A 12,410-nucleotide genomic window follows, 5' to 3' on the forward strand; every position below is an offset into this window, starting at 1 on the left:
AACGGGATGACCGGAAGGGGCGTTCGGTGCTGATCGGCAGGACGGCGGAGCTGGCCGAGCTGTCCGCGGCGCTGGACCGCGCCGCCGCGGGCGCCGCCGGCGTGGTGCTCGTCAGCGGGGACGCCGGGGTCGGCAAGACGCACCTGGTGTCCACGCTCACCGAGGACGCCCGCGGCAAGGGCTTCGCCGTGCTCGTCGGGCAGTGCGCCGAGCTGGGCGAGAGCATGCCGTACCTGCCGCTGACGGACGCGCTGTGGACGGCCGCGCAGGCCGGCACGGCCGAGGCGGGCGACGTCAAGGCCGCGCTCGCCGCCCGCCCCGTCCTCGGGCGCCTGCTGCCGGACGGCGACGGCGGTCCCGGCGCGGCGTCCGAGCTGGCGCAGCAGCAGCTGTTCGGGGCGGTCCTCGGGCTGCTCGGCGAGCTGGGCAACGACCGGCCCGTCCTGCTCGTCCTGGAGGACCTGCACTGGGCCGACCGGTCGACGCGGCACCTGCTGACGTTCCTCAGCCGCGTGCTGCAGCGCGAGCGCGTCTGCCTCGTCGGGACCTACCGGTCGGACGACCTGCACCGGCGGCATCCGCTGCGGCCGGTGGTGGCGGAGCTGCTGCGGCTGCCGAACGTGACCGGCGTCGAGGTCCGGCCGTTCGGCGCGGGCGAGACCGCCGAGTACCTCGCCGAGCTGTCGCGCGGGTCCGCGCCGGTGACGGCGGACGTGGTCGAGCGGGTGCACCGGCGCTCGGAGGGCAACCCGTTCTACGCGGCCGAGCTGTACTCCTCCGGCCTGGACGACCGCGACGACGGGACGGCGGAGCTGCCGTCCGGGCTCGCCGACCTGCTGCTGTCGCGGATGGAGCGGCTCTCCGACGGCGGCCAGCGCGTGGTGCGGGTCGCGGCGGTCGCCGGGCGCCGCGTCGACGACGAGCTCGTCCGGCGGGTGTCCGGCCTGGACGAGGCGGCGGTCGGCGAGGCGCTGCGCGAGGTGGTGTCGCACCAGCTGCTCGTCCCGTCCGGCGCGGGGTACACGTTCCGGCACGCGCTGCTGCGGGAGGCCGTCTACGCCGACCTGCTGCCGGGCGAGCGGACCCGGCTGCACGCCGACTTCGCCCGCCTCCTCGCGGACCTCCCGGAGGGGACGCGCGGCTCGGCGGCGGAGCTGGCGCACCACAGCCTCGCCGCGCACGACCTGCCGGCGGCGTTCGCCGCGTCCGTCCGGGCGGGGCGGGAGGCCGACCGGCTGGGTGCCCCCGCCGAGGCGTTCGAGCACTACGAGCGGGCGCTGGAGCTGTGGGAGGCGGTCCCGGAGCCGGAGGCCGCCGCCGGGACGGACCGGCTGCGGCTGTCGCTCACCGCCGCCCAGGCGTCCGCGCGGGCCGGCGAGCTGCGGCGGGCGGTGCACCGGCTGCGCCGCATGCTGACCGTGATCGACCCCGCCGACGTGCGCCTCGGCTCCCGCATCCGCGAGCACCTCGCCGCCTACCTCGGCGACATCGACGAGGACGAGGAGTCGCAGGCGGTGGCGCGGGAGGCGGTCGCGATGCTGCCCGCCGACCCGCCGACCGTCGAGCGCGCCGACGCGCTCGCCACCTACGCCCGGACGCTGCTCTACCGGGACCGCGACGGGGAGATGCCCGCGTACGCCGAGAAGGCGATCGAGGCGGCGCGGGCGGCCGGGGCCACCGGCGCCGAGGCCAGCCTGCTGGTCACGCTCGGCGTGCACCGGGAGTCGCGGGAGGCCGACACCGGCGTCGCCGAGGTGTTCGCGCGGGCGCACGAGCTGGCCGCGGCGGACGACGACAACTCCATGATCGCGATGCGGGCGGCGTTCCACTACGCGCGGACCAAGTTCGACCGCGGCGACCTCGCGGGCGCGGTCCGGGCCGCCGACGAGGGGGTGAAGTACGCCCTCGACAAGGGGATCGCGTGGAGCACGTTCGGGACCGTGCTGCGCTCCCTGCGGTTCCTCGTCCACTACACCTCGGGCGACTGGACGGAGGCGGGCCGGCTCGCCGACGAGTTCGCGATCCAGGTCGACCGGTCGACCGGGGGGCACGTGTCCGCGTACGCCCTGTTCCTCGACGTCGCGCAGGGCACGCCGACGGTCGAGGAGCGGCTGCGCTGGATCCTGCCGCTGTGCCCGCGGGACCCGTTCATCAACTACCTCGCACGCGGGCTCGCCGCCGAGCACGCCCTGTGGCGGGGCGACCCCGACACCGCGGCCGGCCATGTCCGCGACGTCCTCGGCACCGTCTACCGCGAGTCGATCGGCGCCATCCGGATCGCCGCGACGGGGCTGTGGGCGGAGGCCGACCGGGCCGCCCGCGCCCGCGCCGCCGGCGACGAGGACGCGGTCCGGGCGGCGGCGGAGACCGGTGACCGGCTGCTCCAGGCGGCGCGCGGCGTCGTCGCGGTCGACGTCCACGGGCACCCGCGCACCTGGATCGGCGGGGAGGGGCAGGGCTGGCTGGCCCGCGCCGAGGCCGAACGCAGGCGCGTGGACGGGGTGCACGACGTCGGCCTGTGGCGCCGGACCGCGGACCTGTTCACCTTCGGCGACCCGGACGGCGGGTTCGTCTACGAGGTGGCGCGCTCCCGGTGGCGGCTCGCGGAGGCCCTGGTCGAGAACGGCGACCGCGAGGCCGCCGCCGAGGAGTGGCGAGCGGCCGTCGAGGCCGCCGAACGCCTCGGCGCGCGGCCGCTGCTCGCCGCCCTGCGCGACCTCGGCGCCCGCGCCCGCCTCACCGCCGGGCGCCCGGCGCGCCCCGAGCCGTCCGGCCCCCTGGCCTCGCTGACCGGCCGCGAGCGCGAGGTCCTGAAACTCGTCGCCGAGGGGCACAACAACAGGGAGATAGCGGCGACCCTGTTCATCTCCCCCAAGACGGCCAGCGTCCACGTCTCCAACATTCTCGCGAAACTGAACGCGACCAGCCGCACCCAGGCCGCCGCCATCGCCCACCGCGAAGGCATCTGAATTACCGTGATCTTGCAATTTCCCGGGGCGCTGAGTACTCTTCGACGCGTGACTGCCGGGTCGGCCTTGGGCCATGAGCGAGTGAGGTTCCCGGCCTCCGAGTGAGGCCGGGGCGGGCACGCGGCCCGCCTTTCCACTCGCGTTCCTCTCTCTCACCTGTCGCGCCGAGCGCGACGTCATCGGGCATGCCCGCTTTTCCGGCATGCCCTCAAAACCCTTTCCCAAGCCATAGGCGCGTGGCATCCCTGTGGCTCTGTTCAGCATGCCCGAAACAATTCAGGAGACAGATGGATTTCAATACCCGGATCATCGAGGAGTTCCGCGCGAACGGCGGGCGGGTCGGCGGCCCGTTCGAGGGCGGGCGGCTGCTCCTGCTGACGACGACCGGGGCGCGGACCGGCGCCCCGCACACGACGCCGCTCGGGTACCTGCCGGACGGCCTCGGCCGCGTCCTCGTCATCGCCTCCGCGGGCGGGGCGCCGAAGAACCCGGCGTGGTTCCACAATCTCGTCGCCGACCCGCGGGTCACGGTGGAGAGCGGCTCCTTCGCCTACGAGGCGGACGCCGTCGTCCTCGCGGGGGACGAACGCGACCGCGCCTTCGCGCGTGCCGTGGAGGCCGATCCCGGATGGGCCGGCTACGAGAGCGAGTCGGGGCGGACGCTGCCCGTCGTCGCCCTGGTCCCGACCGTCTCCGGGCCGCCCGGCGGGCCGGAGACGCCCGGCGCGATGCTCCTGGCGGTGCACGACGCGTTCCGCGCTGAGCTCGCGCTGATCCGCAAGGAGATCGCCGCGTCGGGCGCCGGGATCGGCGCGCAGCTGCGGATCAACTGCCTGACGCTGTGCCAGGGGCTCGGCAACCACCATCTGGGCGAGGACACGCAGATGTTCCCCGTCCTGGAACGGCTGCATCCGGGGCTCGCACCGCTGCTGGCGCGGCTGAGGAGCGAGCACGAGACGGTGAAGGAGCTGCTGGACGAGCTGCGCCGCGTCCTCGACGCCGGCGAGCCCGCGTCGCTGCTCGCCGAGGTCGAGCGGCTCACCGGAACGCTGGAGGCGCACCTGGACCGCGAGGAGGAGCGGCTCGTGCCGCTCCTCGACACGCTCGAGCTCTAGAGCAGGCCGCGGCCCGGGATCAGCGGGAGGTCGAGGGCCGTGAGGAGGCCGGGCGGCGCCTCGACGACGGCGGGGACGGCGTTGACCAGGCGCATCGCGGTGGCCTTCAGGCCGGCGGTGTTGTGGTCGCCGTCGGTGCCGAGCAGCCGCAGGTCGACCGTGTAGTTCGGCTCGCCGCGCACCTCGACGCGGTAGCAGCCGGCGCCGGCGGGCTGCGGCCAGTCGGGGGCGAGGTCGTCGCGCAGCCGGGTGACGTGCTCCAGAACGACGACGGCCTCGCCGCCGCGCATCCCCTTGACCTCGAAGCGCAGGGCGGCGGCGGTGCCCTTCCCGATCGTCCCGGAGGAGACGTCGAAGTCCTCGGGCGCCGGCAGCCGGGTGTGCTCCTCGTCGATCCCGTCGAGGTCCACGCCGAGCCCGGCGGCGATCTGCCGGACCACGCTCCCCCACGCCATGGTGAGGACGCCCGGCTGCAGCAGCATCGGCGTCTCGTCGAGGGGACGGCCGAAGCCCATGATGTCGAACAGCACGGTGCCCTGGTCGTAGGTGGCGTAGTTCAGGATCTCCATGCAGCGGACCTGCTCGATGCGCTCGCTGATGCCGGTGACGGCGAGGGGGAGCACGTCGTTGGCGAAGCCCGGGTCGATGCCGTTGACGAAGATCGACGCGCCGCCCGCGGCGGCCGCCTCCCGGACGGGGTCCGCCATCTCGGGCGGCACGACGCCGTCCGGGAACTGGAGGAACACCGGGCTGCTGGAGACCACGTTCACGCCGGCGCGCAGGATGCGGCACAGGTCGTCGATCGCCTCCATGATCCGGACGTCCGCCATCGCGGTGTAGACGACGCAGTCGGGCCGCGCCGCGAGGAGCGCCTCGGCGTCGCCGGTGGCGGTGACGCCGAGGTCGCGGCCGAGGCCGGCGAGATCGCCCGCGTCGCGGCCGATCTTGGCCGGGGTGGAGACCCAGACGCCGGCGAGTTCGAGGTCGGGCCGGGCGTCGATGCCGGCGATCGCGTGCCGGCCGACGTTGCCGGTGCTCCATTGGACGACGCGGTACGTCACAGATCCTCCAGGCGCAGGTCGAGGTTCGGGGTCTCGATGCCGCCGTCCACGCGCAGGACGCCGCCGGTGACGTAGGCCGAGGCGGGCGAGGCGAGGTAGAGGACGGCGGCGGCGATGTCCTCGGGGACGCCGACGCGCCGCAGCGGCGTCCGCTCCTCCATCTCGGTGCGCAGCTCGTCGCTGGTCATGACGATGTCGAGCGCGGACGTCGCGACGGATCCGACGGCGATCGCGTTGACGCGGACGCGCGGGGCCAGGTCGAGCGCGGCGAGCCGGGTGTAGTGCGCGAGGGCGGCCTTGGCGGTGCCGTAGGCGAGGTAGCCGCGGCCCGCGATCCGGCCCATCACCGAGGAGATGTTGACGACGCTGCCGCCGTCCGCCGCGAGCAGGTGCGGGACGGCGGCGCGGGTCAGCGCGTGCGTCGTGCTGACGTTGAACTGGAACGCGTTCTCCAGCCTCCGCGGCGAGGTGTCCAGGAAGGGGACGGGCATCGCGCCGCCCATGTTGTTGACCACGATGTCGAGCCGGCCGAACTCGCCGGCGGCGCGGTCGGCCAGCCCGGCGGCGGCGTCCGGATCGCTGAGGTCGGCGGGCACGACGAGCGCCCGGCGCCCGGCCGCCTCGATCTCGCCGGCCACCTTGCGCAGCTGCTCCTCGGTCCGGGAGGAGATCACCACGTCGGCGCCGGCCTCGGCGAGCGCCACCGCGGTGGCCGCGCCGAGGCCGCGCCCGGCGCCGGTCACCACCGCGACCCTGCCCTCGATGCGGAACCGGTCCCAGATCACCGGCGTCACCTCCGGTCCGTCGCGTCACTGCCCGCACAGCCTACGCAGAATGTAGAACGTGTTTCAATAAGTTGGGCGGGCCGGTCAGGCGAGGAAGTCGAACCGGACGCCGGCCCCGGCGTCGAGGGCCGCGCGGTAGGCCGTCCAGCTCAGCGCGAGGTCCTGCCAGGGCAGCCCGACCGGCGCGTACACGGTGACCTCGTCGCCCTTCACCCGTCCGGGCACCTGGCCGCGCAGGAGGTCGCGCAGCGTCCCGGCCGCGTGCTTGACGTCCAGCCCGGCGTCGGCCAGCACGCCCATCTCGACGGCGAGCGGGACGTCGTCCACCACGACGCGGGCGCCCTCCAGCAGGTCGGCGCCCAGTTCCGCCTTGCCGGGCTCGTCCGCGCCGAGGGAGGTGATGTGCGTCCCGCGCGCCACGTCGGCGGCGTGCAGAAGCGGGCGGCGCGCCCAGGTCGCCATGACGACGATCCCGGCGTCCCGGACGGCGGCGCGCGGGTCCGCCGCGACCGCCGCGGGCACGCCCAGCCGGTCGCCGTGCCGCCCGGCGAAGTCCGCGGCGCGCCCGGCGTCCAGGTCGCAGACGGCGAGGCCGCGCACCTCCCGGAGCTCGCCCAGCCCGCGCAGGACCAGCTCAGCCTGCGCCCCCGCGCCGATCACCGCGACCTCGCCGGCGTCCGGGCGGGCCAGCGCGTGCGTGCCGAGCGCGGCGGCGAGGCCGGTGCGCCAGGCGGTGACGGTCGCCGAGTCGAGCTGCGCGAGCAGCTCGCCGGTGCCGAGGTCGTGCAGGCAGACGACGCCGCGCAGCGCCGGGCGGCTGCCGGGGAACTTGGCGTTCACCTTGACCGTGTAGGCGGGGATCTCCTCGACCAGTCCCGGCATCAGCGCCGTCGCCGTGCCCTGGCCGGGCAGTTTCGCGATCACGCGGCGGGCGGCCGGGCCGCCGTCCACCGCCCGGAAGCCGCGGCGCAGCGCGTCCAGGCACACCTCCGGGACGAGCAGCGCCTCAAGGTCGGAACGGGTCAAAAGGAGCGTCACCGGACCATTCTCCCGTTCCGGTGGCCCGGCGTCACCACCGCGGTCACCGGCGACCGGTGACGAGCGCGTCCCAGTCGGTGAGCCAGTCGTTGCCCGCGTCGTCGACGAACGACCCCGGCGGCGGGGTGACCCCGTGCTCGCGCAGCCATCCCCCGGGGCGCCGCATCGAGGGCCGCAGCCGCCCGTCGCTCGGCATCAGCTGCGGCGGGATCGGCGCCGGCTTCGGCGGCGGCCCCTGCGGCTCGGCGGCGGCGCCGGCGACGTCCTTCTCCTCGGCCATGCCGATCGGCCCCTGGCGGCGGGCGTTGAAGAACTGGTCGACCGCCGGGTGCGGGCTGGACAGCACCATCTCCCGCGGCCCGAACATCACCAGGCCGCGGCGGAACAGCAGGCCGAGGTTGTCCGGCAGGACGCGCGCGGTGCCGATGTCGTGCGTGACGATCAGGAAGGTGGCGCCGAGCTCGGTGTTGAGGTCGACGAACAGCTGGTTGAGGTAGGCGGTGCGGACGGGGTCCAGCCCGGAGTCCGGCTCGTCCGCCAGGATGATCTCGGGGTCCAGCACGAGGGCGCGGGCGAGCCCGGCGCGCTTCTTCATCCCGCCGGAGATCTCGCCGGGCAGCTTGTCCTCCGCGCCGGTGAGCCCGACCATGTCCATCTTCTCCAGCACGATGCGCCGGATCTCCGCCTCGCCCTTCTTGGTGTGCTCGCGCAGGGGGAAGGCGATGTTGTCGTAGATGTTCATGGAGCCGAACAGGGCGCCGTCCTGGAACAGCACCCCGAACTGGCGGCGCAGCTCGTAGAGGTCGTTCTCGCGCAGCCGCGGGACGTCGCCGCCGCCGACGTAGACGTGGCCCCGGTCGGGACGCAGCAGCCCGACCAGGTTCTTGAGGAACACCGACTTCCCGGTTCCGGACGGCCCGAGCAGGGCGGAGATCTCGCCCGCCGGGATGGTGAAGGACACGTCCTCCCAGATGACCTGCCGCCCGAACGACTTCCTGAGCCCTTCCACCCGGATCTCGACACCCATGGGCACTCCCGAGCCGGGGGGAACCGGGGGCGGGGGATCCGCGTCATATGTCCGGCCCCCCGTCGCCTCCGACCCTACGTCCGGGAGGCCGTGCCGGGGAGACCCATTGGACCTACCGTCCAGTCATGGACCGGCCAAACGGGTCATCCTGCCCGAGTTTCGGGCACGCATCGCGCACCCATTGTGACAAGCCGTACCGGGACGTTTAGTCACTTTCTCGCCTTACGCCGACGTTCAGGATTCTTCCAGCATGTCCCGTGACCTCCGGCGCACCAACACGGGTGCGCCCAATCCCCCCTGGAGGCACAGTGAAGATCCGTTCCACCCGCATCGGCGGCGCCGCCGCGGCCGTCACCGTGGCGGCGTCGGGGCTGCTGGCGACGGCACTCGTCGCCGGTCCCGCCGATGCGTCCCTCGACGCGCCCACCGGGCGCGTCACCACCCTGTCCGACACCGGCGGGGTGGCCGCGAAGCTGGCGCGGCAGCTCGGTGGCCGCAGCGCCGGCGCCTACGTGGACCAGGCCACCCAGAACCTGGTGGTCACGGTGACCGACGCGAAGGCCGCCCAGGCGGTCCGCGCCGCCGGCGCCGTGCCCAAGAGCGTCACGCGCAGCGGTGCCGACCTGAAGAAGGTCATGTCGGCGCTCAAGCGCGAGGCGACCGTCCCGGGCACCGCCTGGGCCGTCGACCCGGCCGCCAACCAGGTCGTCCTCACCATGGACGGCACCGTCAAGGGCGCCAAGCTCAAGAAGGTGCAGGCCGCCGCCGCCAAGCAGGGCGCGGCCGTCCGGACCAAGAGGGTCGCGGGCGCGTTCCGCATGTTCGCCGCCGGTGGCGACCCCATCTACACCGGCAGCGCCCGCTGCTCGCTCGGCTTCAACGTCAAGAAGGGGAGCGAGTTCTTCTTCCTGACGGCCGGGCACTGCACCGAGGCGGGCTCGACGTGGACCGACGAGTCGGGAGCGACGCTCGGCAGCAACGCCGGCAGCAGCTTCCCCGGCGACGACTACGGCATCGTCAAGTACGACTCCGCCCCGGCCGACACCGAGGGCGGCGTCACCGTCAACGGGCAGTTCCAGGACATCACCGGTGCCGCCGAGGCCACGGTCGGGCAGACCGTGACCCGCAGCGGCAGCACCACCGGCGTCCACGACGGGCAGGTCACCGCGCTGGACCAGACGGTGAACTACCAGGAGGGCAGCGTCAGCGGCCTGATCCAGACGACGGTGTGCGCCGAGCCGGGCGACAGCGGTGGCCCGCTGTTCGCCGGGTCCAGCGCGCTCGGGCTGACGTCCGGCGGCAGCGGCAACTGCTCGTCCGGCGGCGTCACGTTCTTCCAGCCCGTGACCGAGCCGCTGTCGGAGTTCGGGGTCGAGATCTACTGACCCGGAACCCCGCAGGGTGACCTGACGGCCCGCCGGAGCTCCCAGGCGGCGGGACGCCTCGATGCCCGGCCCCGGTCCCTCGACCGCCCCCGGCGAGGGACCGGGGCCGAACCTTGTTCTGTTCCAGCGCGTACTGGCCGGTATCCCCCGACTGACCACGGCGGACGTTCCGAGCCTGCCAATGCCTTCGTCCCGAATTGGTCACCTTCTGCGTCTTACGCGCACCTTGACGGTTCTTACACCATGTCGATGACCTCCGGTGCACCACTCGGGTGCGCCCAATCCCCCGTGGAGGCACAAGTGAAGATCCGTCACAGGCGCGTCGGCGCCGCGGCCGTCACCACGGCGGCGGCAGGCCTGGTGGCCGCCACCCTCGCCACCGCTCCCAGCGCGTCCGCGGCTCCGGCCGCACCCGCCGCCCCGCCCGCTCCCGGCACCGTGGCGACGAAGCTCGCGCAGCAGCTCGGCTCCAGCACCGCCGGCTCCTACCTCAAGGGCGGCACGCTGGTGGTCACGGTGACCGACGCGAAGGCCGCCCAGGCGGTCCGCGCCGCCGGCGCCGTGCCCAAGAGCGTCACGCGCAGCGGCACCGACCTGAAGAAGGTCATGTCGGCGCTCAAGCGCGAGGCGACCGTCCCGGGCACCGCCTGGGCCGTCGACCCGGCCAGCAACCAGGTCGTCCTCACCATGGACGGCACCGTCAAGGGCGCCAAGCTCAAGAAAGTGCAGGCCGCCGCCGCCAAGCAGGGCGCGGCCGTCCGCACGGAGAGGGTCGCCGGGTCGTTCCGGACGTTCACCCTCGGCGGCGAGGCCATCTACACCGGTGGCGCCCGCTGCTCGCTGGGCTTCAACGTCCGGAGCGGGAGCACGTACTACTTCGTCACCGCCGGGCACTGCACCAACATCGGCACCACCTGGACCGACGGGTCCGGGCGGACGCTCGGCCGCACCGTCGCCAGCAGCTTCCCCGGCAACGACTACGGCGTCGTGCAGTACACCTCGACCCCGACCGACACCGCGGGCGCCGTCCAGCTGTACAGCGGCTCCCGCAACATCACCGGCTCCGCGAACGCCACGGTCGGCCAGACCGTGTACCGCAGCGGCAGCACCACCGGCCTGCACAACGGCCGGGTGACGGCGCTCAACCAGACCGTGAACTACCAGGAGGGCAGCGTCAGCGGCCTGATCCGCACCACGGTCTGCGCGGAGCCGGGCGACAGCGGCGGCTCGCTGTTCGCCGGGTCCACGGCGCTCGGCCTGACCTCGGGCGGCAGCGGCAACTGCTCCTCGGGCGGGACGACGTTCTTCCAGCCCGTCACCGAGGTGCTGAACCGCTACGGGCTCAGCGTCTACTGACCAAGGAGGCTCCCATGAGCGGCGGGCCGTCCCCACACGGACTCCGTGGGGGCGGCCCGCCCGGGTGTTCAGCCCAGCGCCGGGACCTCCAGCGCGCGGTGGATCTCGCCGATCACGGCCGGCCGCTGCTCGGCGAGGTAGAAGTGGCCGCCCGGGAGCACCTTCAGCGCGAACCGCCCGTCGGTGACCTGCTCCCAGCCGCGGGCCTGGCCGGGGGTGACGTGCGGGTCGGAGTCCCCGATGATCGCGGTGACCGGGACCGCCAGCCGCGTCCCGTCCTTGTGCGCGTAGTCCTCGATCAGCGCGAAGTCGTTGCGGACGTACGGGAGGACGAGCTCGCGCAGCTCCGGGTCCCGCAGCGCCTCGGCGTCGGTGCCGCCGAGCTTGATCATCTCGGCGACGACGCCGTCGTCGTCCTGGTCCGCGACGCGGTCGTCGCCGCGGTCGTGCGGCGGCCGGGCACCGGAGGCGAACACGTGCGCGGGCGCGCTGCCCCGCTCCTGCAGCAGCCGCGCCACCTCGTAGGCGAGGACGGCGCCCATGCTGTGCCCGAACAGCGCGGCGGGACGGTCCATCAGCGGGGCCATCGCCCCCGCGATGAGCCGGGCGAGCTGGTGCGCGTCGGTGACGAGCGCGTCCGCCATCCGGTCGGCGCGCCCCGGGTACTGGACGGTGTGCATCTCGACGGCCGGGCTGACCTCCTTGGCCCACGTCCGGTAGAACACCGCCGACCCGCCCGCGTGCGGAAGGCAGAACAGCCGCAGCGACGCCCACGGCCGCGTCTCGGGGCAGCGGAACCAGGTCACGTGATCAACTCCTCCTCCTCGTGGCGGCGGGACGCCACGCGCGGGTCGTGCGGGAGCGGCCACGGCGCGACCCTCGGGTCCGGGACGAGCTTCGGCGCGGTGCTCTCCGCCGCCACCTTAAAGCCCCGGCGCCGGTAGTTGGCGATCGCGTTCGGATGGTCGAGGCTGCTGGTGCGCAGCCACACCCGGGACGCGGGCCCGGAGTCCACCGCCCACAGCTCCCCGCGCTGCCACGCGCGGCGCGTGCACTGCTCGACGAGGTAACCGCCGTACCCGCGGCCGACGAACGCGGGCGTGAGCCCGACCAGGTGGACCTCGGTGTCGCCGCCCGGCTGCGCCTCGATCTCGAAGAAGCCGGCGATCGTCCCCTCGGCCATCGCGATCCAGGTGGACAGCTCGGGGCGGTCCACCCAGGCGCGCCAGCGCGCGTACGTCCAGGGGAAGCGGTCCGTCCAGCAGACGCGGGCGCCGACCGCCGCGTACAGGGCGCGGCTGACGTCGGCGGACGGCACGCCCGCCAGAGTGAAGGTCATCTCGACGCCCGGCAGCGGCGCGGGACGCAGGTCGGCGGCGTCCCGCATCTCCATCTCCCACTCGGCGACGGCGGGGATCTCCAGAGCGGCGCCTCCCGGAGGCGAGGCCCGGCCCCCTTCAGTCACCCATCGCCTCGATGAGGCTCTTCGGCCGCATGTCGGTCCAGTGCTCGTTGATGTAGTCGAGGCACGCCTGGCGGGTGTCCTCGTCCTTGGCCACCGTCCATCCGGCCGGGACCTCGGCGAAGGACGGCCACAGCGAGTGCTGGTTCTCGTCGTTGACGAGGACGACGTAGGTGCCGTCCGGGTCTTCGAAGGGGTTCGTCATCTGCGTC

Annotated in this window: 11 protein-coding genes; 4 read left to right on the forward strand and 7 right to left on the reverse strand. The window is 74.0% G+C overall.

Translation table 11 applies throughout. From position 1 onward, the window contains the following. Nucleotides 1–26: 26 nt before the first annotated feature. Nucleotides 27–2,969, forward strand: a complete 2,943-nt coding sequence (locus tag K8Z49_RS11375) for a helix-turn-helix transcriptional regulator (RefSeq protein WP_075020450.1) — start codon at nucleotides 27–29, stop codon at nucleotides 2,967–2,969. Nucleotides 2,970–3,256: 287 nt separating this feature from the next. After that, a complete protein-coding gene (locus tag K8Z49_RS11380) occupies nucleotides 3,257–4,084 on the forward strand; it encodes a nitroreductase/quinone reductase family protein (protein ID WP_412518636.1) in 828 nt (275 codons plus the stop codon). Here the strand turns inward: K8Z49_RS11380 and K8Z49_RS11385 are convergent. The 4 genes from K8Z49_RS11385 to K8Z49_RS11400 all read right to left on the reverse strand — a co-directional run bounded on the left by K8Z49_RS11385 (nucleotide 4,081) and on the right by K8Z49_RS11400 (nucleotide 7,995). Beyond that, nucleotides 4,081–5,145, reverse strand: coding sequence for a diacylglycerol kinase (locus tag K8Z49_RS11385; RefSeq protein WP_021592628.1), 1,065 nt, complete (start codon nucleotides 5,143–5,145; stop codon nucleotides 4,081–4,083). The two genes, K8Z49_RS11380 and K8Z49_RS11385, sit on opposite strands and share 4 nt — an antisense overlap. Further along, nucleotides 5,142–5,939 (reverse strand): SDR family oxidoreductase, encoded by a 798-nt coding sequence (locus K8Z49_RS11390; protein ID WP_412518638.1) that lies wholly within the window; start codon nucleotides 5,937–5,939, stop codon nucleotides 5,142–5,144. The genes K8Z49_RS11385 and K8Z49_RS11390 overlap by 4 nt, the downstream gene beginning before the upstream one ends. A gap of 75 nt (nucleotides 5,940–6,014) precedes the next feature. After that, on the reverse strand, nucleotides 6,015–6,968 hold the full coding sequence (locus K8Z49_RS11395) for an ornithine cyclodeaminase family protein (RefSeq protein ID WP_021592626.1): 954 nt from the start codon (nucleotides 6,966–6,968) through the stop codon (nucleotides 6,015–6,017). A gap of 43 nt (nucleotides 6,969–7,011) precedes the next feature. After that, a complete protein-coding gene (locus tag K8Z49_RS11400; RefSeq protein WP_024934727.1) occupies nucleotides 7,012–7,995 on the reverse strand; it encodes an ABC transporter ATP-binding protein in 984 nt (327 codons plus the stop codon). Between the two features lie 308 nt (nucleotides 7,996–8,303). On the opposite strand from K8Z49_RS11400, the gene K8Z49_RS11405 reads away from it, so the two are divergent. Beyond that, nucleotides 8,304–9,380, forward strand: coding sequence for a S1 family peptidase (locus K8Z49_RS11405; protein WP_412518640.1), 1,077 nt, complete (start codon nucleotides 8,304–8,306; stop codon nucleotides 9,378–9,380). A 300-nt stretch (nucleotides 9,381–9,680) separates the two neighbouring features. Then, nucleotides 9,681–10,736, forward strand: a complete 1,056-nt coding sequence (locus K8Z49_RS11410; RefSeq protein ID WP_412518642.1) for a S1 family peptidase — start codon at nucleotides 9,681–9,683, stop codon at nucleotides 10,734–10,736. 68 nt (nucleotides 10,737–10,804) lie between these two features. On the opposite strand, the gene K8Z49_RS11415 is transcribed toward K8Z49_RS11410, so the two are convergent. From K8Z49_RS11415 to K8Z49_RS11425, 3 genes are read right to left on the reverse strand one after another with little or no spacing between them, the layout of a single operon-like run. Continuing rightward, nucleotides 10,805–11,542, reverse strand: a complete 738-nt coding sequence (locus K8Z49_RS11415) for a thioesterase II family protein (protein ID WP_412518644.1) — start codon at nucleotides 11,540–11,542, stop codon at nucleotides 10,805–10,807. After that, on the reverse strand, nucleotides 11,539–12,201 hold the full coding sequence (locus tag K8Z49_RS11420) for a GNAT family N-acetyltransferase (RefSeq protein WP_052357352.1): 663 nt from the start codon (nucleotides 12,199–12,201) through the stop codon (nucleotides 11,539–11,541). Before K8Z49_RS11420 ends, K8Z49_RS11415 begins: the two co-directional genes overlap by 4 nt. Continuing rightward, nucleotides 12,194–12,403 carry an MbtH family protein gene (locus K8Z49_RS11425; RefSeq protein ID WP_021592620.1) on the reverse strand — a complete coding sequence of 70 codons (210 nt, stop codon included), beginning with the start codon at nucleotides 12,401–12,403 and terminating at the stop codon, nucleotides 12,194–12,196. The genes K8Z49_RS11420 and K8Z49_RS11425 overlap by 8 nt, the downstream gene beginning before the upstream one ends. Nucleotides 12,404–12,410 lie beyond the last annotated feature (7 nt).

Origin of the sequence: Actinomadura madurae, assembly GCF_047130825.1 — a bacterium.
GTDB classification, from domain to species: Bacteria; Actinomycetota; Actinomycetes; order Streptosporangiales; family Streptosporangiaceae; genus Spirillospora; species Spirillospora madurae.

Bases quoted from the DNA above. Each gene is read 5' to 3' on its own strand.
- K8Z49_RS11380 (WP_412518636.1), top strand. From the start codon at position 3,257: ATGGATTTCAATACCCGGATCATCGAGGAGTTCCGCGCGAACGGCGGG.
- K8Z49_RS11400 (WP_024934727.1), bottom strand. From the start codon at position 7,995: ATGGGTGTCGAGATCCGGGTGGAAGGGCTCAGGAAGTCGTTCGGGCGG.
- K8Z49_RS11425 (WP_021592620.1), bottom strand. From the start codon at position 12,403: ATGACGAACCCCTTCGAAGACCCGGACGGCACCTACGTCGTCCTCGTC.